We start from the raw sequence: 25,223 nt of genomic DNA on the forward strand, positions 1-25,223 counted from the left end.
GGTCGAAGAGACCCCGGCCCCACCGCCGTTCGGCATTCCGCCATCGCGGCATTCCGGCTTCCGGCTTCCGGCTTCCGGCTTCCGGCTTCCGGCTTCCGGCTTCCGGCTTCCGGCTTCCGGCTTCCGGCTTCCGGCAAGGCGACCTGCCGACGGCATTCCGGTACGGAGACCTACCAGGTGACCTCGTCCAGCACGAGCCGCCCGGCCTTCCGGTACTCGCGCTGCGCGCCCTCCAGCAGGTCCGTGTTGGTGACCCGCTCGCCGCGCCCGGCCGCCCCGTACGCCGCCGTCACCACCGCGCTGCGGATCGCCCCGCCCGCCAGCTCGAACTCCTTTGCACACGGCCCCGGATCGATGTCCTCGACGCACGGCACATGGGCCAGGCTGTGGCGCCAGAGCGCGAGCCGCTGGTCCGGCTCCGGGAACGGGAAGTCGATGACCAGGTCGAGACGGCGGGTGAACGCCTCGTCGATATTGCCCCGGAGGTTGGTGGTGAGCAGCGCGATGCCGTCGAAGGACTCCAGGCGCTGGAGCAGATAGGCGCTCTCCATGTTGGCGTACCGGTCGTGCGCGTCCTTGACCTCCGAGCGCTTCCCGAAGACCGCGTCGGCCTCGTCGAAGAGGAGGACGGCGTCGGTGCGGTCGGCCTCCGTGAAGATCCGCTCCAGGTTCTTCTCGGTCTGCCCGACGTACTTGTCGACCACCGAGGAGAGCTGCACGACATAGAGGTCCAGGCCGAGTTCGGCGGCGACGACCTCGGCGGAGAGCGTCTTGCCCGTACCGGAGTCGCCCGCGAAGAGCCCCAGCACGCCGCGCCCGCGCCCGCCGCCCGCGCTGAGCCGCCAGTCCCCGAGGACCCGGTCGCGGTGGCGGGAGCGGACGGCCAGCTCGCGCAGTTGCCCCAGCGGCTTCTCCGGCAGGACCAGGTCGTCCCAGGTGACATCGGGCCGGATCCGGCGCGCGTGCGCCTCCAGGCCCGACGCGGACTGCTGGCGGGCGCCGACCCGGAGATGGGCGGCGGAGAGCGGGGCGCCCTCGAACTCGGCGAGGTCGAGCGCGGCCCGCGCCGCCCGGTCGATGGCGACGGCGCCGAGCCGGTACGAGGCCACCACGGGCGCCAGATCGAACCCCGGCTCCGCGCCCGGCTCCCCGGCGTCCCGCCCGCCGGGGTCCGCCGCACCGGACCGCGACTCCTCCGCCAGCGCCGACCGCCAGGTCGCCAGGTCCCCGGCGCGCTGCCGGGGGGCGTCCAGCACCAGCGGGTCGCGGCCGTGTTCGCCCCACTGGGGGTTGTACGGGGCGGAGCCCGCCAGCACCACGGTGACGTCCGGCACGGCGAGCGCCCGGATCAGCTCGGCGGGGTGCTCCGGCAGCGGGGAGACGACGATGGCGCGCCCGGTGAGCCGTGCCTCGCGCAGGAGTTCGCGGTACGGCAGCCGCTCGCGCGCCCCGGGGTGACCGGGGTGCGCGCCCTCCTCGTCGCCACCGGCCGGGGCGCCGGGATGGGGCGGCGGGGGCGGGGTGAGGCGGAGCGCGCCGAGCCCGGCGGCGGCGAGGGCGGCGGCGGCACAGGGCAGCCCGTCGCCGTCGCGGTTCTCCCGCAGATAGACGGTGCCGGGCCCGGCGGAGATCCAGGCGGCGAGCCGGCGGACCAGCGGATCCGGACCGGACCGGCCCCCGGCGCCACCGCCGGTGCCATCGCCGCCCCCGTCATCGGCACCGTCGCCGGTGCCGGTGCCGTCTCCGGTGCCGTAGCCGCCCGGGAGGTACGGGAGCGGCCGTACGGTACGGTCCAGCGCCGCGTCCGGGGTGTCGTCGCCCAGCAGATGCGCCACGACCCGGTCGGGCACGGTCAGCGCCCGGCTCAGGAAGGGCCGTTCGGGGTCCTCGACCTCGATCAGGCCGTAGGCGACCAGCGGGGCCGACCGGTGGAACCGGGCCCGCCCCCACGGCGCCGAGGCGGGCACCCCGCAGAGCTCCAGCACGAGCCCGGTGGTGGCGCGGCGCCGGCTGACGTCGTCGTTGAGGTACCCGTACAGCGGCTCGAAGGTCCGGTCGAGGTCGGGCGCGAGGGCGAGCAGCAGGATCCGGAGGTCCAGCTCGGTGAGGCGGAGCCGCCAGGCGAGCAGCGGCAGCCGGTCGGCCGGGGAGTCGGGGACCCCGGGTTCGGACGCGGGGTCGAAGGCGCCGAGTCCGGCGTCGCCGGGAAGGTCCTCCAGGGCCGGTCCCGCGGCCCCGGGGGCGCCGGCCGCCCCGGGGGCCCCGGCGAGGCGGAGCAGGTAGGGCACCGCCTCCTCCGGGAGGTAGAGCCCGCGCAGCGGGTCCTCGGCCGTGGGGTCCCCGGCGCTGCGCCGGTCGACCAGGCGCGCCACGCCCTCGCGTACGGCCGCCAGCCGGAGCAGCAGCGCCCCGGCCTCGTCCGGCGGGGCCGCCCCGTTCCGTACAGGGGGAGCCTCGTCCCGTACGGAAGGCGCCTCGCTCCGTACGGGGGACGCCTCGCTCCGTACCGGCTCCCGTACCGTCTCCTCCGCGCCGTTCACCGCTCCGCGCCCTCCTGGCCCTTCTTCTCGCCCTGCCCCTCGCCCTTCTCCGGCTTCCCGGCCTGCTCCGCCAGCAGCCCCTTGGGCCTGCGGAAGCCCGTCATCTTCCAGGGGTTCTCGTTCATCAGGTGCCGGGGCATCTGGAACCGTGTGCCGCTCTCGTCCGGCGTCGCTTCCCCGCCCAGGACCCGGACACCGACCTCGAGGACCGGCGGGCCGAAGTCCCACTCGGGGAGGACCGGGAAGGGCGCGGTGACCACGAGGTCGATGGACGGCTTGAGTTCACCGCCGAGCGCCGTCCAGATGTCCGCGCGGGAGCGCGCCTCGTTGTTCAGCCCGGAGACGGAGAGCTGGACGGAGAGCCCGAGTTCGGCGAGCGCGGGCGGCAGCTCCGCCGGGCGCACCATCTCGCGGGGGAGCAGGGTGGCCAGCGCGGCGGAGAGCAGCCGGTGTTCGTCCTGGGGGCGTTTGGTCCAGGCGGTGACGAGATACGCGAGCCGGAACCAGCGCGGCGGGTCGTGCTGCTTGACGACGACGCCGCGTTCGTCGCGGACGGCGATCGCCCCGCCCTGACGCATCCGGGTGTCCTCGCTGATGTCGTAGAGGTACGCGTCCAGCGTGGGGGCGTTCTGCCGGGCGGCCCAGTCGCTGGTCGGCGCGTCGAAGGCGACCTCGACCCCGGACCCGCTGAGGGCGCCGCCGGTCAGCAGGCGCTTGAGGACGTCGTCGATCTCGTGGATCACGGTCGGGGCCCTTCGAGTCTCACGTCATGTCGTCTCACGCCATCGCCACACCGGCGCGCCGGTGTGACAGTACGACATACCTCCGGGGATCGTTCCTCACGGGGCATCCGCCCCACGAGGCACGGCCGGGACGATCAAGGGGCAGGCTGCTCTGCCCCTGGGAACCTTGACTCAGGCGCCGACCATCAGATGTAGCCTTCCCGCAGGGCATACGCCACGGCGTGGGCGCGGTTGCGGAGCTGCAAGCGGGTCGTCAGTCCGTGCATCACATTCTTGACGGTACGTTCGGAGTACGACAGTTTGCTGGCAATCTCCCCGGTATCCATACCCTCGGCCACGAGGCGGAGCACATCCACCTCACGCGGCGCCAGGCCCGAAGCGGGGGCGCCCGGTGCGTTCGTCGCGCCTCGCTGCAACGTGCCGACCTGGGTGATGAGCCGGCCCAGCAGGTCCGACGGCAGATCGCCGTCGCCCCGGGAGGCGGCCAGCACCGCCTGGAGCAGCCGGTGCCCGGTGGCCTCGCGCCGCCAGACGATGGCGCCGACGCCGCACTCGATCACCTGGAGCAGCTCGGCCTCGCGGATCACGCTGGTGACGAGGACGACCCGGGTGCCGTCGGCCCTGACCAACCGCCTCAAACGGGACACAGTGGCCTCGTCCAGCGTCTCCGCGAGCAGGACAGCGACGGTCCCCGACCGTCCGGCGGCCTCCTCGACCAGCTCGATCTCCGGCTGTCGGCGGAGCTGGCTGGCGGCTCCCGCGAGGGAGAGCGGATCGGATGCGTGGACCTCGACCGGGATCCTGGCCGGGGTGCGGAGAACCATTCCCTTACGTCCTTGCGTTAGCGGAACAATCTCTTCCCACCGTCCCTCTCACAGTGCGGCGGCCGCAACCGTGGCCCACCACGAGACCGACCACGAGATCGGCGGGAGGCCCCATGACCGCTCCATCGGACGCGCCCCGGAGCGCCGGTCCGGGCACCGGCCCGGACCACACCCCCCTTCCGCCCCCGAGGACTTCCCCACCCCGATCCATGCGCCCAGCCACCCCCCGAGCGAAACCCCTCGCCAAGCCGCCCACCGGACCCCCCACCGGACCCCCCGCCGGGCCTCCTGCCGCGCCGCCCCCCGCCGGGCCGCCCGCCAGGCCGGCCGGGCTCCCCTCCCCCGCGCCCTCCCCCGCCCCCTCCCTCATCCCCTGCCCCGCCTCCGAACTGCGGGAACGCGAGGCGGCCGGCGATCTGATCAAGACGGAGGCCCGGCGGGCGCTGGCGGGTTCGGGCCGTCTGGTGGTCCTCCGCGGACCCACCGGAACGGGCCGCAGCGCGCTGCTCGAAGCCGCCGCCCAGCTCGGCCAGGCGCTCGGCATGCGCGTCCTGCGCGCCCACGGCTCCGCCGAGGGATCCGGGGAACCCCTCGGCCTCGTACACCAACTCTTCTGTACGACACCGGAGTTCGCCCCGGGCGAGGAGCCCGGGACCTCCTCCGCCCTCCACTGGAGACTGCTGTGCGAGCACGCGGCCGAGTCGCCGGTGCTGGTCGCGGTGGACGACGTACACCTGGCGGACCAGGCGTCGCGGCGCTGGCTCACCGAGACCGCGCGGCGGCTGACGGGCCTTCGGGTGCTGATGGTGGTGACGGAGCGCGGCCAGTACGACATCTCGCCCCCGTCCCCCGGCCTCGCCCACGCCCTGCCCCCCGCCGCCGTGGGCTCGCACGCCCTGGCGCCGCTGAGCCGGGCGGCGGCGGAGACGCTGATACGCGGCGAGGCGGGCACGGCCGCCGTGTCGGACGAGTGGGTGGAGGGGTGCGTACGGGCGGGCGCGGGCAACCCGCTGCTGCTCCGGGCGCTGCTGGACGACCTGTGGGCGGTGTTCCCGCGGACGCGCCCGGACGCGCCCGCTGACCCGCCGCCGACCCGCCCCGCACCCGCCCACCAGTCCCCTCCGTCCCCCCAACTCCCCCAACTCCCTCAACTCCCCACGAGCTGCGCCGAGTTGTACCCCGGGGCGTTCGCGGCGGCGGTGGCGTGGTGGCTGGAGAGCGCGGGCCCCGGCACGGCGGCGGTGGCCCGGACCCTGGCGGAACTGGAGTCCGCCGTCCCCTCCCCGCCGCCGTCCGCCCCCTCGTCCCCGCCCCCCGGCCCGCCGCACCAGGCCGACGACTTGAGCACCCTTCTCGCCGAGGTGACCTGGGCCGACCCGGCGCGGGTCGCGGGGTGGCTCACCGCGATGGTGCGGCTCGGGGTGCTCCGCCGCGACCCCGGCCACGGCGGACCGCGCTTCGCGCACCCGCTGCTGCGCGAGGCCGTCCTCGACGGCTGGCCCCGCCCGCACCGCCAGTCCGTGCACCGCCGCGCCGCCGAACTCCGCCGCCACCGGGGCGACCGGCTCGGGGCGGTGGCCGCGCATCTGCTCCGTACCTCCCCGGACGGTACGGCGTGGGTGGCGCAGACCCTGCTGGACGCGGCGGCCGTCGCCACCCGCGAGGGCAGGACCGCCGACGCGGTCGCCTGCCTCCGCCGCGCGCTCGACGAACCGCTGCCGCGCGAGCGCCGGGCCGCGGTCCTCGCCGAGCTCGGCACCCTGGAGTTCGCCACCGTACGGTCGGCGGGGATCTCCCGGCTCTCCGAGGCGCTCCGCCTTCACGAGCAGCCGAGGGAGCGCGTGCTGACGGCGGTCCGGCTGGGCACGGCGCTGGCCCACCGGGGCGAGCCGCACGCCGCGTTCGAGGTGCTGCGCGGCCTGGGCAGCCTGGACGAGGACCCGGTCCTGGCGCGTACGGTGCAGACCGCTTCGGCGCTCCTCTCCGACCACGACCGGGAGATCCGGCGCGGGGTCTACGCGGGGCTGCGGGAGACCGCGGCGAACGCCCCGGAGCGGATGAGCCCGGCCGTACGGACCCTGCTCGTACGGTACGAGTCGACGGCCGGCCTGATCTCCGCCGACTGGGCGATGCGGCAGATCCGGCGGCTGCTGACGGCGCCCGAGGACCAGCTCCTGGTGCCGTACCTGCTGGGCACGGCGGCGGCGGTGGCCCAGTGGGCCGACGTACCGGACGACGCGGAACGCCTGGTCAGAGCGGGCCTGACGGAGCACCGCCTCTCCCCGCTCCACCCCATCCACAACGCGCTCCTCAACGTACGGACCGACACCGCGGCGGCCCGCGGCGACCACGCCCAGGTGCTGCGCGAGACGGCGGGCGCGGCCCCGCCCCCGGAGGACGCGCCGCGCGCGGGACCGAGCAATGTGCTGGCCCACCGGGTGCTCGCGCTGGTCGAGTACAACCGCCTCGCGGAGGCGCACAGCCTGGTGGCGGGCGTCGACATCGCCGAGGCGCACGACAGTTGGGAGCTGAACCGCTTCCTGTACGCACGCGGTGTGCTGCGCGCCGCCTCCGGCGACTGGTCGAGCGCGCTCGCGGACTTCCTGGAGTGCGGAAGGCGCCAGAGCGGCCGGGACATCGAGAGCCCCGTGGTCACCCCCTGGCGCACGGCCGCCGCCGAGTGCCATCTCGCCCTGGGGGAACCGCAGGAGGCGGTGGCGCTGGCCGAGGTGGAGTACCGGTACGCGCGGGTGTGGAACACGCCGAGGGTACGGGGCCGGGCGCTCCGCGTCCTGGGCGAGGCGACCGGCGGCAGACACGGCCTGGACCTGACGGCGGAGGCGGTGGACACGCTGCGCGACACCTCTCTGGACGCCGAACTGGTCCACGCCCTGGTGGCCCACGGCCGCCAGCTCACCGCGGCGGGCCGCCCGGTCCGCGCCCGCCCCCTCCTCCGCGAGGCGGCGGCGACCGCCGAACGCCTGGCGGCGCCGCGCCTGCTGGCGACGGCGGAATCGGCCCTCCGGTCCAGCGGCGCCCGCCGCAGAACCGCCCCCCTGACGGGCACGAGCTCCCTGACGGCGAGCGAGCGCCGGATAGCCGCCCTGGCGGCGGAGGGCAGCACGAACGCGGAGATCTCCGAACTCCTCCACCTCGCGAAACGCACCGTGGAGACGCATCTGACCAGCACCTACCGCAAGCTGGGCATCCGGAGGAGGACCGACCTGAAGCGCGCTCTGGCCCCCCACCTGACGGATGCGGAGTAGAAACCTGACGGATACGGAGCGGAACCGGCCGGGCCGGGCCGGACCGGGCGCGCGCCGGGACCGGACACGCGCGCCGGACCTGCCGTGCGGCGCCGGACCGGGCCGTGCGGCACCGGACCGGGCGGCACCGGACCGGGCGGCACCGGGCCGGGCGGCCTACTCGGTCGAGCTGCTCTGGGACTCCCGCTCGCGGGCGAGGCGTTCGGCTTCCTCTGCCGAGCGGCCTTCCTTGAGATAGCGTTCCCGCCGGCCGTCCGTGCGCCGCTTCTGATGGGTCGCCAGACCCTCGTCGGCGGCCTTGGGATTCGAGACGGCCAGACTGAGGAGACCCATCGTGGTGAGCAGGTTCGCGGGGATGTCCTTGTTGGTCATCTTCTTCCACACCTGCGTCGCGAAGGTCGTGCAGTTGTGCATGGTGAAGTTGTAATTGGCCTCGGCCCTGCCGTGGACGAGCCGGTACCCCTTGATGATGTCGCTCAGAGTCGCGTTCTTCGACTCGTGGTGCGTGGCGTCGTAGTGACGGGCCAGCGGGTCGGGGCAGAGAACGCCGCCCGGCACATCGGCGAAGCGCGAGTCCGCGTTACGGTCCGGGAAGAAGCCGAAGGAGACCTCTTGTCCACCGGATCCGGTGACCACCATCCAGGCGTGACCACCACTCCGGTCGTCGCCCACGGAAACGCTGAACGTCACCTTCAGCTTCTTGGTGAGGTCACCGTCCGCCATCTCCTGCTCCAGCAGGGCGTGCAGCGGGCTCAGTTTGCTGTGCGTGGGCAGGGCGGCCCCCTCCGACTCCTCGGAGGAGGAATCCGGGAATGCCCCGGGCGGCTGCTGCCGGGCCGGAACCCCGTGCCCCGCCGCGGCCGGGACCTCGGCCGGCCGCTCCGGCGACGACTCGGATTCGGACGAGGACTCCGGGAGCACCCGCCTCATCCGGGGGAAAGGCCGTTCCTCCGCGAGCCCGGCCATTCTGCCCGCTATGCCCTCAAGATCCGCCAGCCCCGCCTGGACCTGTTCGTTGAGCGCTCGCCGCTCCGGGGAGCTGTTGCCGCTGCCGTGCTCGGAGCTGGAGTGGTCGGCTTCGTACCCCCTGCCCCGCTCGTCCTCCATACGCTGGACGACCGGCCGGTCCGCCACCCGCCGCTGCACATCCACCTGGCCGTGGGCGCACCCGGGGCCGTGCTCGTGCAGCGAACGCTGGACGGCCCGCGTGAGCCCCGCGTTGCCCGCCGCCGCATCCGGCCGGTCGCCCACGGAGCGCTGGATCGCCCGCGTCACCGCCGCGTTCCCCGCCTTCTCCTGGAGGGCCAGCACCGGGGAGAGCGGGGCGGACGGACGCGGGAGGGAGAAGCGCCGGCCCGGGCTCTCGGCCCTTGACAAGTTCTTACGATCATCGAAGTGCACCATGACTTTCTACCCAGGCCGCCCGCCAAGCTCAAGGGCCCGCCGGGCAGACCCCGGACAGAGGAAGGGCCGGACGGGCAAGCCGGGTTACCCGCCGAGCGCACACCCCGCCGCCGCCCCCGCCGACCGGCCCCGGCCGCACCCCACCCCACCCCCACCCCAAACCGGAGCAACAACCTCCATTTACCCCCGTACGGCAAGTAGGCTCCCCTCCCATGACCCACCGCACCACCCCTCCCACCCCTCCCACTCCTCCCACACCTCCCACTTCTCCTCCGGCTCCCGCGTCCGGCCCACCGCCACGCCCCCTGCGCGCGGACGCGGAACGGAACCGGCAGCGTCTGATCGCGGCCGCCCGGGAACTCTTCGCCGAACGGGGAGTCGACGTCACCCTGGACGACGTGGCCCGCCACGCGGGCGTGGGCGTGGGCACGGCGTACCGCCGGTTCGCCAACCGCGAAGCCCTGGTGGAAGCCGTCTTCGACGTCACGGTGCGGCACCTGATCACCCGGGCGGAAGAGGCCCTCTCGCACGAGGACCCCTGGGAAGGGGTCGTCCAGCTCTTCTTCACCACCGGCCAGGACTTCGCCGACGACCGGGGCCTGAGAGAGATCCTGCTGGAGAGCGCGCACGGCGGAAACCGCACCCGCTCCGCCCGGGAACGCCTCACCCCCGTGGTCAGCGCGGTCATCGAGCGCGCCCAGCGGGCCGGCGAACTCCGCGACGACATCGAGCCGACCGACTTCCCTCTCGTCCAACTGATGCTGGGCGCCGTCACCCTGCACACCCAGACCATCACCCCCGACCTGTGGAAGCGCTACCTGACCCTCCTCCTGGACGGCCTCCGCACCACCCGCTCCCACCCCACCCCACTCCCCCACCCGCCCCTGACCAAAGAAGAGTTCGACCAGGCCATGCCCCAGCCACGCCCACCCGGGCCCTGACCAACGGGGCTGCCGCCGCTGTCACGGGGGGGGTGTCGCCCGCCCCCGCGACCGAACGGCCCGAGCCTCCCCGAGTCTCCCCGGCCGTTCCCCCATACGAGGCAGACGTCCCGTGTGCCGGAGCGCCGACGCGGTTCGTCCGCACAGGATGAGAAGGCTCGACCACAGACCCGGAACTCCAGGGACGGTGCCCCTTGTCCAGCCGCTCGCTCCTCTCGTTCCTCTCGCTCCTCTCACCCGTTCGCCCCCGCCGCCGCCTGCTGGCCGTCGGTGCCGCGCTGGCCCTGGGCCTGGGCCTGGCACCACTGACCGCCGCTCCGGCCGAAGCGGCGCCCCCGGCGCGCGGCCGGCTCAGCGTCCCGTGAAGCGGTGCGGGGCGTCGAGCGCGGCCGGGGCGAGGGTGGACGGGTGGCCGGCGTCGCGCATCAGCCGGACCGGCCGGCACCGCCGCCACCCCGGCCGGCCGGCGCGGCCGTCGCCCAGGGGCCGAGGGCGAATCCGCCGCGCTCCCGACGGACTTCGACGGCGCCCGCGCCGCCGAAGTGGGCGGGGATGAGGAGTTCGCGTTCGTCGGCCGCGCGCGCGAGGATCCGGCGGCGGCTGGCCACCGCTTGTCCCGGGTCCAGGCAGGCGCTGCTGTTGCAGCAGGGGGCGAGGATCTGCACCGGGCTGTGGAGCAGGTCTCCGGCGAAGACGGCCCGGTCGGCCCCGGAGGCGAGGCGCAGTACGGAGGAGCCGGGGGTGTGGCCGGGGGCGGATTCCAGGGTGAGGTGTTCGTCGATACGGTGGTGGCCGTCCCACAGCACGGCCTGTCCGGCCCGGTGGACGGGCGCGACGCTGTCTTCGTAGACCAGGCGGTCGACCTCCTGCGCACCGCCCCCGTAGGCGTTGTCCGGACCGTAGTGGGCGTCGTCGGCGGCCGGAATGAGGTAGTGGGCGTTGGGAAACGTGGGGACCCACTGCCCGTCCGCGTCGACGGTGTTCCAGCCGACGTGATCGACGTGAAGGTGGGTGTTGACGACGACATCGACATCGTGCGGACGGACACCGGCCGTCGCCAGGAGCCCGAGAAAATCCCCTTGCCGCTGGTCGAAATAGGGCGCCATGCCTGGCCGATCGCGCCCGTTGCCCACTCCTGTGTCCACCAGAACCGTCCGTCCCGCGCTGCGCAGTACCCATGTCTGCAACGCGAGCACCGTCCTGTCGCTGTCCGGCCGCCAGTGGTCCGGTGCCAGCCAGTGCTCGTTGTCCTTCCACACCGCGGCACCGACCTGCGGAAGGAAGTCGGAAGTGGTCAGGAACGGTTCGTGCCACTCGACGACCCGGATGACCTCGACATCCCCCAGCACCATGCTCTGCACACGCTCGTCCTCGTTCGTCATGTGCTCGACCTTAAGAAGACCGTCCGAGCTTATCGATGCTCATCCAGCTCACATAGATACGCATCCGTCTCACCACTCATACGGGAGATACCCTGGGCGGATGGATGTGGTGAGCGACGCGATCTCCGCCGTGCACCTCGGGCACCCCGAATCCCGCCGGGTTCGGGTGGGCGGGAGCTGGTGCGCGCGGCTGGACCCCTACGACGGCGCGGGCTTCCACGTCGTCCTCAAGGGCACCTGCCGGCTGCTGACCGACAGCGGCACGCAGGTGTCCCTCGGCGTGGGCGACGCGGTGCTGCTCCCGCACGGCGCGGGCCATGTGCTCGCCGACTCCCTGGCCGATCCGGCGGTCGCCCGGAAGAGGGCGGCGCCGGCCGAGCGATGGCTCGCGGAAACAGCGCCCGGGGGTCGGACCGCACCCGCCGAGACGGAGCTGCTCTGCGCCAAGTACCGGCTCGACTGCAGCCGCATGCATCCGCTCATGGCGGAGCTGCCCGAGGTCGTCCACCTGCCCAGCCGCGTCGGCAGTCACCTCGAACTCCGCGCCGCCATCGATCTGCTGGCCGGCGAGCTGGACGAGCTGCGGCCAGGCTCCTCCGTGGCCCTCCCCAGCCTGCTCGACCTGCTCCTCGTCTACATGATCCGCTCCTGGATGGCCGAGGCCACCTGCGGCGCCTGGCCCGGCGCGCTGGGCGACCCGGTGACGGGCGCCGCCCTCCGGGCACTGCACGGGAACCCGGCCGCGCCGTGGAGCAACGACCGCCTGGCCGCCGAGGCGGGCGTCTCCCGCCCCACCCTGGCGCGCCGGTTCACCGCTCTGGTCGGCCGCCCTCCGATGGCGTACCTCACCTGGTGGCGCGTGATCCTCGCCGCCACCCTGCTCCGCGACACCACGGACACCCTGGCCACCATCGCGGACCGCGTCGGCTACGGCAGTCCGTACGCGCTCTCCCACGCCTTCGCGAGGGAGTTCGGCATCACACCGGGCCGGTACCGGGCCCAGGCCACGGACCGCTCCGGGCGCGCCTCCACCCCTCGGTGAGGGTCACACGGGGTTCCGGCACGGACCCGTGGGGAGGAGCGCCCGCCGAGCGCCCGCCGAGCGCCCGGCCGCCCCGAGCGGGGCCGGGCCGCCGGGGGTGGTCCGGGGTCGCGCACCCGGGCCGGCTCAGCGTGCCGTGAAGCGGTGCAGGGCGTCGAGGGCGGCCGGGGCGAGGGTGGACGGGTGGTCGGCGTCGTGCATCAGGTGGTCCACCCCGGGGAGTTCCACCCGGCCCGGTCCGCCGGTGTGGGCGCGGCGCAGGGCGGTGGTCAGGGCGTCTGTCGTGGTGCAGGGGACCTGGACGTCGTTGGTGCCGCAGGTCAGCAGCACCTTGGTGCCCGGGCGGAGCGCGGCGGCGGCGTCCGGCGGGTAGACGGCGTCGTCGCTCTCCACGAACCGGGCGCTCGGCCCCTGGAAGGCCAGGAAGAGCTGGGCGACCGCGGGCGGCAGGTCGGTGGTGTCGACCGGCCGGCGCTCGCGCAGGGCGGTGACGGCGGCGTCGACCGCCGCGTCGATCACGCGCTGCTGCTCCGGGGTGAGCTGGCCCAGCCGGGTCGCCTCGGCTATCTGGGAGTGCAGTTGCAGCGCGACCAGGTCGAGGAAGCGGATCGCCTGCGGCTGGAGCAGCGCCAGGCCGGCCGGGCGCGGGTGGACGGTGCCGCCCAGCAGCAGCCCGGTCATCGCGCCCTCGCTGTGCCCGACCACCATCAGCGCGCGCGGGTCGGTCTCCGGCTGGTCGCGCAACGACTCGTAGGCGGCCTTGGCCTGACGGACGAACGCCGGGTAGTCGAGTTCCTCCGGGCGGTCCTGGTAGGCGCCGAGGCCGGTGCGGCCCGTGCCGTACTTGTCGAAGCGCAGTGTGGCGACCCGGTCGCCGTCGAGCGCGTCGGCCACCTGCGCCAGGGTGTCCGGCGTGGCCGCGGGCGGCTGGTTGCCGTCGCGGTCGGTGGGTCCGCTGCCGGGCAGCAGCAGTGCCGCCCGCAGCCGTTGCCCGGCACGGTGTTCGGGAACATGGAGGGTGCCGTATGTCGTCGTACCGTCGACGGTGAAGACGATCTCGCGGTCGGCGGCGGGCACCAGGCGGGGGGTCGCCTCGGCCGGGGTGACGGTCGCGACGCTCAAGGCCAGTACGACCGCGGCGAATCGGAGGAACATCGGTCCACCTCTTTCTCTTTGTGTCTGTCAGCTCAGATGAGGGCGTTCTCGACCAGCGCGACGGTCGCGCGGGGGTCGTCGACCTGGAGAACCAGACGTGCGTACTCCTCGTCGGCGAGTTCGACCACGACGGTCTTCGAGGGGTCCTTGACGTCCCAGAAGACCTTCTCGCCGTCGCGGTGGAACGTGCCCGCCGCGATGACCCCGGGCACCCGGGTGCCGGGCGCGCGGATCCCCTTGGGGTCGGTGGTGATACCGGGGTCGACGGTCGCACCACGGACGTTGGTCAGCGGGATGGTCAGGCGGCTCTTCAGGGCCCAGAGCTTGTCGAGACCCTCGATCAGGACGACGAGGTCGTCGCCTTCGATGCGGACCAGTGCCATGTCGGTTTCCTTGTCGGGCGGGGGTCGGGCAGGAGTCGGGCGGGGGTCGGCGGCGAGCCGGGGGGGCGAGCCGGGGGCGAGTCAGGCGCGGGGATCGAGGCGTTGGGACAGCGCGGTGCCCGCGCCGTCGGGGTTTCCGCGCAGGAGGATGCCCAGCGCGGCGGACGTGAGGGCGACGGCCAGGTCGGCGGGGATGCCGAGCGCACCGGCGATCGCCCGGTCGACGGCGGCCAGCGCGGCCTCCACCTCGGCGGCGACCTCCTCGTCGGCCGGCGCCCGTTCGGCCGCGGCGAGCAGCAGCAGACCGAGGTCGGCCGAGGTGACGAGCCGCAGCGCGGTCGCGGCATCCGTTGCCGCGCCGAGCGCGTCGACCAGCGGACCGACATCGTCGGCGCGGTGACGGCGCAAGGCGACCAGATAGAGGCCGCGCTTGCTGCCGAACGTCTTGTACAGGCTGTTGCGGTGCACGCCGAGGTGCGTGACGAGATCGTCGACGGACACCCCGTCGTACGCGCGGCTGCCGAACAGCTTGACGGCCGCGTGCACGGCCTGATCCTCGTCGAATGCCCTTGGCCTGCCCACGACATGACCATATTCGTTTGAGGAACGATCAGTCAAGAACGATCGTTCCTCAAACGTCGGCAGCGCTGCCGGCAACGCTGCCGGCCGTGGCGCCGGCCGTGCCGCCGACGGCACCGCCGGAGCCTCGGCCGGACCGTGCGCCGCGGGTCACGGCCGGCGCGTGAAGGACGCCCGCGCGAACGCGCCGGGGGCCGGGCCCGTCTCCGCCAGGAGGCGGCCGTGCGGGGACCAGAGGGCCGAGCGGCCCGAGGTCCGGCCGAAGCCTTCGCCGGTGGGACCCGCGAAGGCCGCCGTCGCCGTCCATACGGCGTGCGTCGCGGCCACCCGGCGGGCGCGGGTCGCGTGGAGGGCGGACTCATGGCCGGCGTGGACCACCCCGGCGACGTACGCGTCCATGCCCAACGCCGCCGTCCGCGCCGCGTGTTCGGGGACGCCCGTGTCGCGGCAGACCGCCAGGCCCAGGCGCCAGCCGTCGACCTCGGTCACCGCGGGCTCCCCGGGTACGAAGCGCGCCGCCTCGCTCTCGTGCAGGTGGACCTTGCCGTACGCCACGCGCGCGCCGTCGCCCGCCACCGCCAGGACGCCGATCCGCGGGCCCGGTACCGGCGCGCCCGCCAGGGCCACCGCCCCGGTCTCCGCGCAGGCGGCGACGAGCGGGGCCAGCCGTTCGTCGTCCGGCGGGACCGGCGCCGCGTCCAGGTGGTACCCCGTCAGCGACATCTCCGGGAAGACCACCACCCGCGCGCCCGCCGCCGCCCGTACCGCCGCCGCGTGGGCCACGGCGTTCGCCCGCACGTCGTACGGCACACACCTCGGCTGCGCCACCGCGACACTCAGGGACCTCTCGCCGCTCAGGGGCACCTCGCCCCTCAGCGGCACGTGATCCTCCGGCCGCCGGTTGTCACGGTGCCGTCTTCGGGCGGCCCAGTACGAAGGTCTGGATGGCCAGCACCGCGGCGCCCCTCGCCCAGTCGTTGAAGTCGGAGATCTTGGTCTCCAGGGCGACCGGCTCCGCCAGCGGGTGGCGGTTGGCCGCGATCGCCTCGCCGATCGCCTCCCCCGCGACCTCCACCAGGCCCACCCCCTCCCCCGCCAGCAGAATCTTCTGCGGCATCGCGAAGTTGGCGATCTGCGCCACCACCGTACCCAGCGCGCGCCCCGCCTCGTCGATCACGCGGGCCGCCAACGGGTCGGCCTTCGCGGCCAGTTCGAGGATCTCCTCGTACGTGTGGGGGCGGCCGGTCGCCGCCGCGACCTGGTAGCGGATGCTCGGGATCGTCAGCAGCGCGACGGCGCTGCCCCGGTCGCCGTCCGGGGTCAGCGGGCCGTTCGGGTTGATGATCCAGCGGCGCCCGATCCCGTGGCCGTCGTCGGCCGAGCGGACCAGCCGCCCGCCGATGACCAGGCCGTACCCGATCCCCGCGCCGATGGTGAGCACCGCGAAGCGCTCCAGCCCCCGGCCGGCCCCGAACCACGCCTCCGACTCGACCAGCGCGGCCACATCGTTCTCGACCACCACGGGCAACTCCGTACGCCCTTCGAGGAGATCGGGGAAGGGGACCGCCTCCCAGCCCAGATACGGGGAGGTGACCATTCGCTCCGGACCCACGACATGGCCGCCCAGCCCCACCCCGATCCCGGCCAGGCGGGGGAAGCCGGCGGCGAAGTCCGAGGCCAGGGCGTGCAGCAGCGCCGCCACGGCGGACGGTTCACGGGTACGGAGCGGAGCCTCCCGGGCCGCGACGACCGTGCTCCGCAGGTCGGTCACCACCCCGTACACCGTGTCCTCGGTGATCTTGAAGCCCGCGAAGAAGCGGGAGTCAGCGACCACATCCAGCGGCTGCGAGGGGCGGCCCTGCCGGGAGGAGGGGGCGGGGGGCGGGGGTGCCGGCGGGGCCGACGGTGCGGTGACGACCGCGTCCTCCACCAGCAGGCCCGATTCGATCAGCGGCTTGGTGAGCCGGGTGAGACTGCCCGCCGACAGGTTCAGCTTCCTGGCGATCTCACTGCGCGACACGGGGCCGTGCGTCAGCACCTCGATCGCCACCGCCCGCTCGGCGGCGCTCAGCGGGGCCCAACTGGCGGCGCGCATGCGCGGGTTCCCCTCGTTCGGGTCGTACGGACGACTCCTCGCGGAGCCTGTGACGGTGCCCCTCACCGGCCCCTCGCCGACTTCTCGTCGCCATCGTAACCAGGAGCGGCATCAGGTCTACTTTATTCCGCAGCAGAAGTAAATGCATGTCGTGGCGAGCATCCGGGGCGGGCGCCGGGGGGACATCCGGCGCAGCAAGCCGTCCGTGCAGAACCCTTGACGCGGCGATTCTTTCACCGCGAAAGTAACCCCACCCCACCCACCCCGAGGACGCGTCACGGACAAGGGAGTCTCTGATGGCCGCTCCGGCACCAGCCCCTCCGGCACCAGCCCGACCACCACAGGCCCCGCCCCGGCGCGGCGACGGCGCCCTCGCCGCGCTCTTCATCGGGCCCGCCCTCCTCGGCTTCCTGGTCTTCCTGCTCTGGCCCACCCTGCGCGGCGTCTACCTCAGCTTCACCCGCTACAACCTGCTCACCCCCGCCGAGTGGGTCGGCCTCGACAACTACCGGCGGATGGCCGACGACCCCATCTTCTGGAACTCCCTGCGCGTCACCCTCACGTACGTCGTCATCAACATCGGCGTCCAGACGGCCGCCGCCCTCTGCATCGCCGTGCTCATGCAGCGGCTCACCACCTCCGCCCTCCTCCGCTCCGTCGTCCTCACCCCGTACCTCGTCTCCAACGTCGTCGCGGGCGTCGTCTTCCTCTGGATCCTCGACACCCAGCTCGGCATCGGCAACGAGATCCTGGGCGCGCTCGGCTTCGACCGGATCCCGTTCCTCGCCGGCCAGGAGTGGGTGATCCCCAGCGTCGCGCTGATCAACGTATGGCGGCACGTCGGCTATACGGCCCTGCTGCTCTTCGCCGGGCTCCAGGCCATCCCCGGCGAGATGTACGAGGCCGCGCGGATGGACGGGGCCGGGGAGATACGGATGTTCCGGCGGATCTCGCTGCCCCTGCTGCGGCCCGTGCTCGCGGTGGTCCTGATCATGACGGTCATCGGCTCTTTCCAGGTCTTCGACACCGTCGCCGTCGCCACCAGCGGCCCCGGCGGCCCGGCCAACGCCAGCAATGTGCTCCAGCTCTACATCTACGACTCGGCCTTCGGGCGCTTCCAGTTCGGCTACGCCTCCGCCATGTCCGTGGCGCTGCTGGCCGTGCTGAGCGTGATCACGATCATCCAGTACCGGGTCACCCGGGCCGGCGAAACGGACCTCGCCTGATGCACATCACCCCGGACCCCGTACCGGCTCCCGTCGCCGTTCCCGATCCCGATCCCGTCCCGGCCCCCGTACCCGATCCCGCCCGGGAGGGCCGCTCCGCCCCCGGCGGCCCCGCCCCGTACGCGACGAAGGTACGGCGCCGCCCCTCCCCGGGCCGGATCGCCGCCTGGGCCGTGATGGGTGCCGTCGTCCTCATCACCCTGCTGCCGTTCTACTGGATCGCCCGTACCGCCCTCTCCTCCAACGCCGCGCTCGTCACCGACCCGGCCAGCCCCCTCCCCGTGGACTTCGGCTGGGGCGGGTTCGAGCGGGTCTTCGGGCTCCAGACGACGGAGGAGGCGCTGGCCCAGGGCGGCTCGGGCGGTTCCCTCGACTTCTGGCGGTATCTCTTCAACTCCACCGTCGTGGCGACCCTCGTGACGGTCTGTCAGATCACCTTCTCCGCCATGGCCGCCTACGCCTTCGCCCGGCTCCGCTGGCGCGGCCGGGACCGGGTCTTCGCGCTCTTCCTCGCCGGGCTGATGGTGCCGTCGATCTTCACCCTGCTGCCGAACTTCGTCCTGATCAAGCAGATGGGCCTGGTGGACACCCTCCTCGGGATCGCCCTGCCGACGATGTTCATGACGCCGTTCGCGGTCTTCTTCCTCCGCCAGTTCTTCCTCAACCTCCCCCACGAACTGGAGGAGGCCGCACTGCTCGACGGGGCGGGAAAGGCACGGATCTTCTTCCGGCTCGCCCTGCCCATGGCATCCGCCCCGATGGCCACCCTGGGCCTGCTCACCTACATCACGGCGTGGAACGACTACTTCTGGCCGCTGATGGTCTCGTACACCGACAGCTCCCGCGTCCTGACCGTGGCCCTCTCGATCTTCCGCTCCCAGACCCCGCAGACGGGCACGGACTGGGCCGGGCTGATGGCCGCGACGCTCGTCGCCGCGCTGCCGATGCTCGTGCTCTTCGCGGTCTTCGCACGCCGGATCGTGAACTCCATCGGCTTCACGGGGCTCAAGTGACCTTTCCGGAAAAGGAGGCTGGAACCATGCGCCCCACCCTCGTCGACCACCCCACCCTCGTCAGCCGCCCCGCCCTCGTCAGCCGCGCCGCCACCGCCCGAGCCCGCTCCGTCGCCCTCCCGCTCACCCTCTCCCTCTCCCTCCTCGCCACCGGCTGCGCCTCCCTCGTCGGCACCGGCTCCACCGGCGACGGCGCCGACTCCGCCGCCGCCCGCCGCACCGTCTCGTACTGGCTCTGGGACTCCAACCAGCTCCCCGGCTACCAGCGGTGCGCCACCGCCTTCGAAGCGGCCGACCCGGGCACCAAGGTGAAGATCTCCCAGATCGGCTGGGACGACTACTGGACCAAGCTCACCGCCAGCATGATCGCGGGCACCGAACCGGACGTCTTCACCGACCACATCACCAAGTTCGCGCAATTCGTCGACCTGGACGTCCTCGCCCCGCTCGACCTGCTCCCCGCCACCCGGTCCATCAAGGACTCCGACTACCAGCCCGGCCTCGCCGCCTCCTGGACCGGGCAGGACGGGCACCGCTACGGCGCGCCCAAGGACTGGGACACCGTCGCCATGTTCTACGACAAGAAGAAGACCGACGCCGCCGGGATCTCCGCCGAAACCCTCAACTCCCTCGACTGGAACCCCGTCGACGGCGGCACCTTCGAGAAGACCATCGCCCGCCTCACCGTCGACACCGAAGGCCGGCGCGGCGACGAACCCGGCTTCGACCGGCACAGCGTGGCCACGTACGGGCTGGCCGGCAATGACGCGGGCGAGGAGAACGGGCAGACCCAGTGGAGCGCCTTCACCGGCTCCGCCGGGTGGAGCTACACCGACAAGAAGGCCTGGGGCACGCACTACAACTACGACCAGAAGAGCTTCCAGTCCACGATCGACTGGTACTTCGGCCTCGCGGAGAAGGGGTATCTCGCCCCGTACACCGTCTTCTCCAAGTCCAACAAGGCTGACGTACAGCTCGGTTCCGGCCAGGCCGCCATCGCCCTGCACGGCGCCTGGATGACCCGGACCATCTACAACTTCCCGAAGATCGAGGCCCGCACCGCCCTCACCCCCGTCGGCCCCTCCGGAAAGCGCGCCACCATGCGGAACGGCCTCGCCGACTCCCTCACCCGGCGCGGCGCGCGCAAACCCGCCGCGCAGCGCTGGGTCGCGTACCTCGCCTCCGACGCCTGCCAGAAGGAGGTCGGGAAACAGGGCATCGTCTTCCCGGCCTCCAAGGCGGGTACGGAGGTGGCGGTCGCGGCGTACCGGAAGCAGGGCATCGACGTCACGGCGTTCACCCGGCCGATCGCCGACGGGACGACGTTCTCGTTCCCGGTCACCAACTACGCGGCCGACGTCAACGCCCTCATGCGCCCCGCCATCCAGAACGTGTACGCCAACGGCGCCCCCGCGAGCAGCCTCACCACGACCAACCGGCAGATCAACCGCATCCTCGCGCAGGACGACGGCAACCGCTGAATCCCCCCGCACTCATCGAAAGGTGTTCCATGTCGCTGCCTTCCCCCTCCTCCCCCTTCTCCCTCGGCATCGTCGGCGCCGGCCAGTTCGCCGGCCAGTTCGCGAAGCTCTGGCGCCTCCACCCCGGCGTCGGCGCCATCCTCGCCACCGACCTGCTCCCCGAGCGCGCCGAGAAGCTCGTCGCCGAGTGCGACCTCGACGGCACCGTGCCCTCCTTCGAGGCCATGCTCGCCTCCGACGTCGACGCGGTCGGGATCTTCACCCAGCGCTGGACCCACGGCCCGCTCGTCGTCCAGGCGCTGCGGGCCGGCAAGCACGTGTACTCGGCGGTGCCGATGGCGGTCTCGGAGGAGGAGATCGCCGCCATCATCGAGGCCGTACGGGAGACCGGGCTGACGTACATGATGGGCGAGACCAGTCAGTACAACCCGGCCACCGTGTACGCCCGTGACCAGGTCGCCGCGGGCGCCTTCGGCCGGATCTTCCATGCCGAGGGCGACTATGTGCACGACATGGACCTGGGGTTCTACGACGCGTACCGGTACAGCGGCGGCGAGGGGTGGAAGGCGACGGCCAGCTATCCGCCCCTCCTCTACCCGACGCACTCGGTGGGCGGGGTGCTCGGGGCGTGGCGTACGCACGCGGTGAGCGTGTCGGCGATCGGGGTACGGGACGAGCGGGGCGACGGGGTCTTCGACAAGGACGTCAGCCAGTTCGACAACGACTTCTCGAACGCCACGGCGCTCTTCGAGGTCGCGGGCGGCGGCTCGTTCCGTATCAACGAGTTCCGGCGGGTCGGCTACCCCTCGCACATCCGGGAGTCGCGCTTCCGGTTCTTCGGTACGGAGGGGAGCCTGGAGCAGCTCGCCACAGTCAGCGTCTGGCAGGACAAGGAGGGCGTCCAGGACGTCACCGACCACCTGCGGCCGAAGCCCACGCTCTCCCCGGACGACCCGTCGCTCGCCCATGTGTCGCCCGCGCTGCGCGACGCGTTCACCTCCGGCTCGGCGCCGGTGCACGACCGGTCGCGGCTGCCCGCCGAGTTCGCGAACGTCACCAACGGCCACGAGGGCAGCCACCACTTCCTCGCGGACGACTTCGTCCGGGCGGTGGCCACCGGCACCCTGCCCCCGGTCAACGCGTGGGTCGCGGCCCGCTACACGCTGCCGGGGATCGTCGCGCACGCGTCGGCCCTCAAGGGCGGGGAACGCCTCCCGATCCCGGACTTCGGCGACGCGCCCGGCGCGCCTGGCGTTTCGGAGGGGTGAGCCGGGGCGGCTGAGGGCCCGGGTACGTCGGAGGGGTGAGCCGGGGCGGTCCCGCCGCTCCGGTCACAGGGCGGCGAGGCGGTGGGCGAGCGCCCGCAGTCCGGCGAGCCGGTGGGCGTCGTACGCGAACGAGAGCCGGTGTCCCGTACGCGGGATGATCGTCACCCGGGGCCGTATCCCGCTGCTGAACTCCAGCCTGGGCTCCTGCCAGGCGTGGTAGCGGTGGGTCTCGGGGAGCCCGAACACCTCCAGTACGTTGCCGTCGAAGACCAGCAAGGCGTTCTCGTTCGCTTGCGCTTCGTACCAAAGCATGGACGGGAGGCTAGACGAGCGGCGACGGGGCGGAACAGGCGGGTCCACTCCGGTTCCGAAAGGTCCGGACCTTCCTGTTCCGCCCCGTCAGCGGGGGGAAAGCGGCAGTCGGGGGCCGCCGGCATCACCCCGGCACATCACCCCGGCGTCACCCGGCCGACCGCGACGCCCCCTCGGCACCGGCATCGGCACCCGCACCGGCTTCGGCCTCCGCGCCCGCGCCAGCGCCCGCTTCCGCCTCCGCCTTCGCCGCCTCCCGGCGTCCCGCCACCGCGCTGCCGACGAGCACCGCCGCCAGCGACGCCAGGATCAGCACGATCACCGCCGTGTGGCCCCACCGTACGGCGCTGCCCAGCAGGAAGCCCGCGACGCCGAAGTCCGCGTCGGAGAAGGTGGAGTTGGCGAGGCCGACATCGCCCAGGAAGGGCAGGACGAGCAGCGGCAGGAAGGTGATCATCAGGCCGTTGGTCATGGCGCCGAGCACCGCGCCGCGCCGCCCGCCGGTCGCGTTGCCGATGACGCCGGACGCGGCGCCCGTCATGAAGTGCGCGACGATGCCCGGGATGATGATCGTGCCGCCGACCGCGACCAGCACGCCCATGCCGATCAGGCCGCCGACGAAGCTGGCGAGGAAGCCGACCAGGACGGCGTTGGGGGCGAAGGTGAAGACGATCGGGACGTCGAGCGCGGGCTTGGCGTTGGGGACCAGCTTCTCGGAGATGCCCTTGAACGCGGGGATGATCTCGGCCAGGACGACCCGGACACCGGCGAGGATGATGAAGACACCGGCGGAGAACTTTCCGGCCTGCATGACCGACCAGAGCAGGTACCACTGGCCGCCGCTCAGCTTCTCCTCGACGTACCCCGCGCCCGCGATCACCGTCACCAGCAGGTAGATGACGCCCATCGAGACGGCGATCACGACGGTGGTGTCGCGGAGGAAGCCGAGGTTCTTGGGGATCTTCAGGTCCTCGGTGGACTTGCTCGTGTCACCGGCGAGCTTGCCGACCAGGCCGCTGGTGGCGATGCCGAAGTTGCCGGTGTGGCCCAGCGCCACGTTGTCCTGCTTCGTGACCCGCCGCATCCACGGCTGGACGAGCGCGGGCGAGAGGGTGGTGACCAGGCCCTGCGCGAGGGCGCCCCAGAGGATCGCCTGCCAGGTGCTGAAGCCGTTCGCGATCAGGATCACGGCGATCATCGCGGCGAGGTAGAGCGCGACATGGCCGGACATGTAGATGAACTTGAACCGGGTGAAGCGCGCCAGCAGCACGTTGACGACCATGCCGAAGAAGAAGATCAGCGCGGCCTGCGAACCGTAGTCGGTGAGGACCTTGCCGACGATGGCCTCGTTGTTCGGCACGACGCCCTGGACGCCGAAGGCGTGCTGGAACATCTCGCCGAACGGGGTGAGCGCGTCGGAGACGACCCCCGCGCCGGCGGCGAGCACCAGGAATCCGACGAAGGCCTTGATGGTGCCCTTGAGGGTGTCGGAGAGGGACTTGCGCTGGAGCACGAGGCCCAGCAGCGCGATCAGCCCGATGATGACGGACGGCTCACGGAATATGTCGACGAAGGTGTTGAGAACGCTGTTCATGGCGGAAACGCCTCTCCACGGGCACGGCGGAGCCGTGATCGGTGTGGTGGGTCACTGAGTTCGCCGGCGCCGGGGGGAGGCGCGCGGCGACGAAGAGAGGGCGCCCGCGTCGGAGCAGCCCGCATCAGGAAAGGGGCGGGCCGGAGCGGCCCGCGCGGAAGGTGGGCGGGCCGGAGCGGCCCGGGTCAGGAGGCGGGCGGGCCGGAGCGGCCCGCGCCGGAAGGCGGGCGGGTCAGAGCAGCCCGTGGCGCCCGGCCGCGGCCTTGACCGCCTCGCGGAGCTCGTCCTTGTCGATGATGCTGTCGAGCACCACGACATCGCCGAGCCCCTGCGCGGCCTCCGCCAGGTCCTTCGCGACGAAGAACACATCGGCGCTCTCCGGTCCCGCCGAGCTGATGTCGGTGTGTTCCACCGTGACATCGGGGAGCTGGAGCTCCCGCACGATGTCCTCGATGTTCATCCGCACCATGAAGCTGCTGCCGAGCCCGGTACTGCACATGGCCAGGAACTTCGTCATCGCGATGCACGCTCCTCGAATCGAGTGATCAACTGGGTGACATCGGCGGCGGAGCGTGCGGCGCGCAGCGCGTCGCGGGTCTCCGTGTCCGACAGAATGCGGGCCAGGGACGCCATGGCCTGGGTGTGCGCGGCGGTGTCGGCCGCGGCGAAGCAGAAGTAGAGGTCGACCGAATGCTCCGGCAGACCGAGCAGCGGGGCGGGCCGCTCGGTGAGCCGGAGCATCGAGATCGCGGTCCGTACGGCGCCGGCCTCGGGGCGGGCGTGGGCGAGCGCGATCCCGTACCCGAGGTTGATGTACGTACCGCCGGCGGCGATCGCGTCGATCATGGCGTCCACGTAGCCGGGGGTGATGTCACCGGCGGCGAGGAGGGGTTCGGCGGCCCGGGTGACGGCCTGGCGCCACTCCAGGACCTCACTGGAGAAACGTATCTTCTCCTCGGTCAGCACTTCACTGAGCATGAGCATGGGGACAGACTCCGTACGTTTACAGGGCTACCGGGCACCTACGGTCAAGCGGCACCCGCGATCATTCGGCAGCGTCGTCCGCCCGGCACCGGCGGCCACCCGGCACCGCCGGTCACCCGGCGTCATCGGCGACGATGTCGAAGGACAGCTCCGCCGTCTCCGGCAGGAACTTCGACGTCCCGTGGATCACGGGTTTCCGGTCGAGGTCGAACACCCGCGAGGTCGCGAGGAGCAGCGGCGACCCCGGCTCGACCCCGAGCAGCTCCGCCTCGCGCCGGTCGCAGGTGTGCAGCCCGACGACGATCTCGTTCCGGGCCAGCAGCACGTCGTGGTGGGCGCGCAGGTAGGCGTAGAGCGAGGTGGCGGTGAAGTCGGCGGTCAGGACATCGGCGAACCGTTCCTCCTCCACATACGACTCCGCGAGGTGGTGCGTGACCCCGTTCACCCGGCGCAACCGCTCCAGCCGTACGACCGAGGCCGCCGGGCTGATGTCCAGCGCCGCCCCGAGCCGCGCGCCCGCGAGCGTCCGCTCCTGGACGAGCACCTCGGAGGTGACGGTGTGGCCCTGCCGGGTCATCTGGGTGAAGAACCCGGTGACCTCGCTGACGAACCGCTCCCGGTGCTTCAGCGCGTACCGGGGCCGGGTGACGAAGGTGCCCCGGCCGTGCTCCCGGATGAGATGCCCGTCGTGGACCAGCTCCTCCACGGCCCGGCGCAGTGTGATGCGGCTCACCGCGTACTCCTCACAGAGCGCGGCCTCCGGTGGAAGCCGACCGCCCACGGGAAGACCGCTCACCCGGCGCAGCAGGTGGTCCCGTACCTGCGCGTACTTGTGCTCGGCCATCCATGGTCTCCTCATCGAGCCCCTGTTGTCATCAAGACGTCATGATGACTAGAACCCCAGAAGACGTCAATAGGCAATTCTCCCGTAACGCGCGACTGCCTCATCTGAGGCGTGATCAGCTCTGACCAGGCGAGATGGACGCGGTCA

At 72.7% G+C, this 25,223-nt stretch carries 23 protein-coding genes; 8 read left to right on the forward strand and 15 right to left on the reverse strand.

The genetic code is table 11. The annotated features are described in order from the left end of the window. Nucleotides 1-170 precede the first annotated feature (170 nt). The 3 genes from AB0O07_RS32545 to AB0O07_RS32555 all read right to left on the reverse strand — a co-directional run bounded on the left by AB0O07_RS32545 (nucleotide 171) and on the right by AB0O07_RS32555 (nucleotide 4,107). Nucleotides 171-2,405: an AAA family ATPase gene (locus tag AB0O07_RS32545; protein ID WP_365640294.1), complete on the reverse strand. Its 2,235-nt coding sequence runs from the start codon at nucleotides 2,403-2,405 to the stop codon at nucleotides 171-173. A 131-nt stretch (nucleotides 2,406-2,536) separates the two neighbouring features. Continuing rightward, the gene (locus AB0O07_RS32550; RefSeq protein WP_365640206.1) at nucleotides 2,537-3,283 is read right to left on the reverse strand and encodes a DUF4255 domain-containing protein; all 747 of its coding nucleotides are present in this window, start codon (nucleotides 3,281-3,283) and stop codon (nucleotides 2,537-2,539) included. Nucleotides 3,284-3,468: 185 nt separating this feature from the next. Continuing rightward, complete coding sequence (locus AB0O07_RS32555) at nucleotides 3,469-4,107, reverse strand: response regulator transcription factor (RefSeq protein WP_365640209.1); 639 nt, start codon at nucleotides 4,105-4,107, stop codon at nucleotides 3,469-3,471. A 209-nt stretch (nucleotides 4,108-4,316) separates the two neighbouring features. Here AB0O07_RS32555 and AB0O07_RS32560 point away from each other — a divergent pair, with 209 nt between their 5' ends. After that, nucleotides 4,317-7,373 (forward strand): LuxR C-terminal-related transcriptional regulator, encoded by a 3,057-nt coding sequence (locus tag AB0O07_RS32560; protein WP_365640211.1) that lies wholly within the window; start codon nucleotides 4,317-4,319, stop codon nucleotides 7,371-7,373. A 156-nt stretch (nucleotides 7,374-7,529) separates the two neighbouring features. On the opposite strand, the gene AB0O07_RS32565 is transcribed toward AB0O07_RS32560, so the two are convergent. Next, a complete protein-coding gene (locus tag AB0O07_RS32565) occupies nucleotides 7,530-8,750 on the reverse strand; it encodes a hypothetical protein (RefSeq protein ID WP_365640214.1) in 1,221 nt (406 codons plus the stop codon). Nucleotides 8,751-8,989: 239 nt separating this feature from the next. On the opposite strand from AB0O07_RS32565, the gene AB0O07_RS32570 reads away from it, so the two are divergent. Both AB0O07_RS32570 and AB0O07_RS32575 read left to right on the forward strand, forming a co-directional pair. After that, nucleotides 8,990-9,718, forward strand: coding sequence for a helix-turn-helix domain-containing protein (locus tag AB0O07_RS32570; RefSeq protein ID WP_365640216.1), 729 nt, complete (start codon nucleotides 8,990-8,992; stop codon nucleotides 9,716-9,718). Nucleotides 9,719-9,912: 194 nt separating this feature from the next. Next, nucleotides 9,913-10,083, forward strand: a complete 171-nt coding sequence (locus AB0O07_RS32575) for a hypothetical protein (protein ID WP_365640219.1) — start codon at nucleotides 9,913-9,915, stop codon at nucleotides 10,081-10,083. Between the two features lie 60 nt (nucleotides 10,084-10,143). Here the strand turns inward: AB0O07_RS32575 and AB0O07_RS32580 are convergent, their stop codons facing one another. Continuing rightward, complete coding sequence (locus tag AB0O07_RS32580) at nucleotides 10,144-11,100, reverse strand: MBL fold metallo-hydrolase (protein WP_365640222.1); 957 nt, start codon at nucleotides 11,098-11,100, stop codon at nucleotides 10,144-10,146. A gap of 100 nt (nucleotides 11,101-11,200) precedes the next feature. On the opposite strand from AB0O07_RS32580, the gene AB0O07_RS32585 reads away from it, so the two are divergent. Next, on the forward strand, nucleotides 11,201-12,142 hold the full coding sequence (locus AB0O07_RS32585) for an AraC family transcriptional regulator (RefSeq protein WP_365640224.1): 942 nt from the start codon (nucleotides 11,201-11,203) through the stop codon (nucleotides 12,140-12,142). A gap of 126 nt (nucleotides 12,143-12,268) precedes the next feature. Here the strand turns inward: AB0O07_RS32585 and AB0O07_RS32590 are convergent, their stop codons facing one another. From AB0O07_RS32590 to AB0O07_RS32610, 5 genes are all read right to left on the reverse strand, one after another. Next, nucleotides 12,269-13,297 (reverse strand): alpha/beta hydrolase, encoded by a 1,029-nt coding sequence (locus AB0O07_RS32590; protein ID WP_365640227.1) that lies wholly within the window; start codon nucleotides 13,295-13,297, stop codon nucleotides 12,269-12,271. A gap of 32 nt (nucleotides 13,298-13,329) precedes the next feature. Then, the gene (locus tag AB0O07_RS32595) at nucleotides 13,330-13,680 is read right to left on the reverse strand and encodes a hypothetical protein (RefSeq protein ID WP_365640229.1); all 351 of its coding nucleotides are present in this window, start codon (nucleotides 13,678-13,680) and stop codon (nucleotides 13,330-13,332) included. Between the two features lie 81 nt (nucleotides 13,681-13,761). Beyond that, nucleotides 13,762-14,262, reverse strand: a complete 501-nt coding sequence (locus AB0O07_RS32600) for a helix-turn-helix domain-containing protein (protein WP_365640232.1) — start codon at nucleotides 14,260-14,262, stop codon at nucleotides 13,762-13,764. 147 nt (nucleotides 14,263-14,409) lie between these two features. Then, nucleotides 14,410-15,141 (reverse strand): carbon-nitrogen hydrolase family protein, encoded by a 732-nt coding sequence (locus tag AB0O07_RS32605; RefSeq protein WP_365640235.1) that lies wholly within the window; start codon nucleotides 15,139-15,141, stop codon nucleotides 14,410-14,412. Between the two features lie 22 nt (nucleotides 15,142-15,163). Further along, nucleotides 15,164-16,354, reverse strand: coding sequence for an ROK family transcriptional regulator (locus AB0O07_RS32610; RefSeq protein ID WP_365640238.1), 1,191 nt, complete (start codon nucleotides 16,352-16,354; stop codon nucleotides 15,164-15,166). Between the two features lie 296 nt (nucleotides 16,355-16,650). Here AB0O07_RS32610 and AB0O07_RS32615 point away from each other — a divergent pair, with 296 nt between their 5' ends. Genes AB0O07_RS32615 through AB0O07_RS32630 form a run of 4 tightly spaced genes read left to right on the forward strand, consistent with a single transcriptional unit; the run spans nucleotide 16,651 to nucleotide 21,342 of the window. Then, on the forward strand, nucleotides 16,651-17,580 hold the full coding sequence (locus tag AB0O07_RS32615) for a sugar ABC transporter permease (protein WP_365640241.1): 930 nt from the start codon (nucleotides 16,651-16,653) through the stop codon (nucleotides 17,578-17,580). Continuing rightward, complete coding sequence (locus AB0O07_RS32620) at nucleotides 17,580-18,593, forward strand: carbohydrate ABC transporter permease (protein WP_365640243.1); 1,014 nt, start codon at nucleotides 17,580-17,582, stop codon at nucleotides 18,591-18,593. The genes AB0O07_RS32615 and AB0O07_RS32620 overlap by 1 nt, the downstream gene beginning before the upstream one ends. Nucleotides 18,594-18,619: 26 nt before the next feature. Then, the gene (locus AB0O07_RS32625) at nucleotides 18,620-20,074 is read left to right on the forward strand and encodes an extracellular solute-binding protein (RefSeq protein WP_365640245.1); all 1,455 of its coding nucleotides are present in this window, start codon (nucleotides 18,620-18,622) and stop codon (nucleotides 20,072-20,074) included. A gap of 29 nt (nucleotides 20,075-20,103) precedes the next feature. Continuing rightward, nucleotides 20,104-21,342: a Gfo/Idh/MocA family oxidoreductase gene (locus tag AB0O07_RS32630; protein WP_365640248.1), complete on the forward strand. Its 1,239-nt coding sequence runs from the start codon at nucleotides 20,104-20,106 to the stop codon at nucleotides 21,340-21,342. Nucleotides 21,343-21,405: 63 nt separating this feature from the next. On the opposite strand, the gene AB0O07_RS32635 is transcribed toward AB0O07_RS32630, so the two are convergent. The 5 genes from AB0O07_RS32635 to AB0O07_RS32655 form a co-directional block, all read right to left on the reverse strand. Next, the gene (locus tag AB0O07_RS32635) at nucleotides 21,406-21,654 is read right to left on the reverse strand and encodes a hypothetical protein (protein ID WP_365640251.1); all 249 of its coding nucleotides are present in this window, start codon (nucleotides 21,652-21,654) and stop codon (nucleotides 21,406-21,408) included. Between the two features lie 148 nt (nucleotides 21,655-21,802). Further along, nucleotides 21,803-23,248 (reverse strand): PTS ascorbate transporter subunit IIC, encoded by a 1,446-nt coding sequence (locus AB0O07_RS32640; RefSeq protein WP_365640254.1) that lies wholly within the window; start codon nucleotides 23,246-23,248, stop codon nucleotides 21,803-21,805. Between the two features lie 232 nt (nucleotides 23,249-23,480). Next, nucleotides 23,481-23,765, reverse strand: coding sequence for a PTS sugar transporter subunit IIB (locus AB0O07_RS32645; RefSeq protein ID WP_365640257.1), 285 nt, complete (start codon nucleotides 23,763-23,765; stop codon nucleotides 23,481-23,483). Next, nucleotides 23,762-24,232, reverse strand: a complete 471-nt coding sequence (locus AB0O07_RS32650) for a PTS sugar transporter subunit IIA (RefSeq protein ID WP_365640259.1) — start codon at nucleotides 24,230-24,232, stop codon at nucleotides 23,762-23,764. Before AB0O07_RS32650 ends, AB0O07_RS32645 begins: the two co-directional genes overlap by 4 nt. Nucleotides 24,233-24,344: 112 nt before the next feature. Beyond that, a complete protein-coding gene (locus AB0O07_RS32655) occupies nucleotides 24,345-25,076 on the reverse strand; it encodes a GntR family transcriptional regulator (protein ID WP_365640262.1) in 732 nt (243 codons plus the stop codon). Nucleotides 25,077-25,223 lie beyond the last annotated feature (147 nt).

It is taken from the genome of Streptomyces sp. NPDC093085, assembly GCF_040683935.1.
Taxonomy (GTDB): Bacteria; Actinomycetota; Actinomycetes; order Streptomycetales; family Streptomycetaceae; genus Streptomyces.

What these genes read in the sequence shown, in the direction of transcription:
- AB0O07_RS32640 (WP_365640254.1), bottom strand. Translation starts at nt 23,248, where the DNA reads ATGAACAGCGTTCTCAACACCTTCGTCGACATATTCCGTGAGCCGTCC.
- AB0O07_RS32580 (WP_365640222.1), bottom strand. Translation starts at nt 11,100, where the DNA reads ATGACGAACGAGGACGAGCGTGTGCAGAGCATGGTGCTGGGGGATGTC.
- AB0O07_RS32570 (WP_365640216.1), top strand. Translation starts at nt 8,990, where the DNA reads ATGACCCACCGCACCACCCCTCCCACCCCTCCCACTCCTCCCACACCT.
- AB0O07_RS32625 (WP_365640245.1), top strand. Translation starts at nt 18,620, where the DNA reads ATGCGCCCCACCCTCGTCGACCACCCCACCCTCGTCAGCCGCCCCGCC.
- AB0O07_RS32595 (WP_365640229.1), bottom strand. Translation starts at nt 13,680, where the DNA reads ATGGCACTGGTCCGCATCGAAGGCGACGACCTCGTCGTCCTGATCGAG.
- AB0O07_RS32555 (WP_365640209.1), bottom strand. Translation starts at nt 4,107, where the DNA reads ATGGTTCTCCGCACCCCGGCCAGGATCCCGGTCGAGGTCCACGCATCC.
- AB0O07_RS32615 (WP_365640241.1), top strand. Translation starts at nt 16,651, where the DNA reads ATGGCCGCTCCGGCACCAGCCCCTCCGGCACCAGCCCGACCACCACAG.
- AB0O07_RS32630 (WP_365640248.1), top strand. Translation starts at nt 20,104, where the DNA reads ATGTCGCTGCCTTCCCCCTCCTCCCCCTTCTCCCTCGGCATCGTCGGC.
- AB0O07_RS32560 (WP_365640211.1), top strand. Translation starts at nt 4,317, where the DNA reads ATGCGCCCAGCCACCCCCCGAGCGAAACCCCTCGCCAAGCCGCCCACC.
- AB0O07_RS32590 (WP_365640227.1), bottom strand. Translation starts at nt 13,297, where the DNA reads ATGTTCCTCCGATTCGCCGCGGTCGTACTGGCCTTGAGCGTCGCGACC.
- AB0O07_RS32585 (WP_365640224.1), top strand. Translation starts at nt 11,201, where the DNA reads ATGGATGTGGTGAGCGACGCGATCTCCGCCGTGCACCTCGGGCACCCC.
- AB0O07_RS32645 (WP_365640257.1), bottom strand. Translation starts at nt 23,765, where the DNA reads ATGACGAAGTTCCTGGCCATGTGCAGTACCGGGCTCGGCAGCAGCTTC.
- AB0O07_RS32655 (WP_365640262.1), bottom strand. Translation starts at nt 25,076, where the DNA reads ATGGCCGAGCACAAGTACGCGCAGGTACGGGACCACCTGCTGCGCCGG.
- AB0O07_RS32620 (WP_365640243.1), top strand. Translation starts at nt 17,580, where the DNA reads ATGCACATCACCCCGGACCCCGTACCGGCTCCCGTCGCCGTTCCCGAT.
- AB0O07_RS32610 (WP_365640238.1), bottom strand. Translation starts at nt 16,354, where the DNA reads ATGCGCGCCGCCAGTTGGGCCCCGCTGAGCGCCGCCGAGCGGGCGGTG.
- AB0O07_RS32650 (WP_365640259.1), bottom strand. Translation starts at nt 24,232, where the DNA reads ATGCTCATGCTCAGTGAAGTGCTGACCGAGGAGAAGATACGTTTCTCC.
- AB0O07_RS32635 (WP_365640251.1), bottom strand. Translation starts at nt 21,654, where the DNA reads ATGCTTTGGTACGAAGCGCAAGCGAACGAGAACGCCTTGCTGGTCTTC.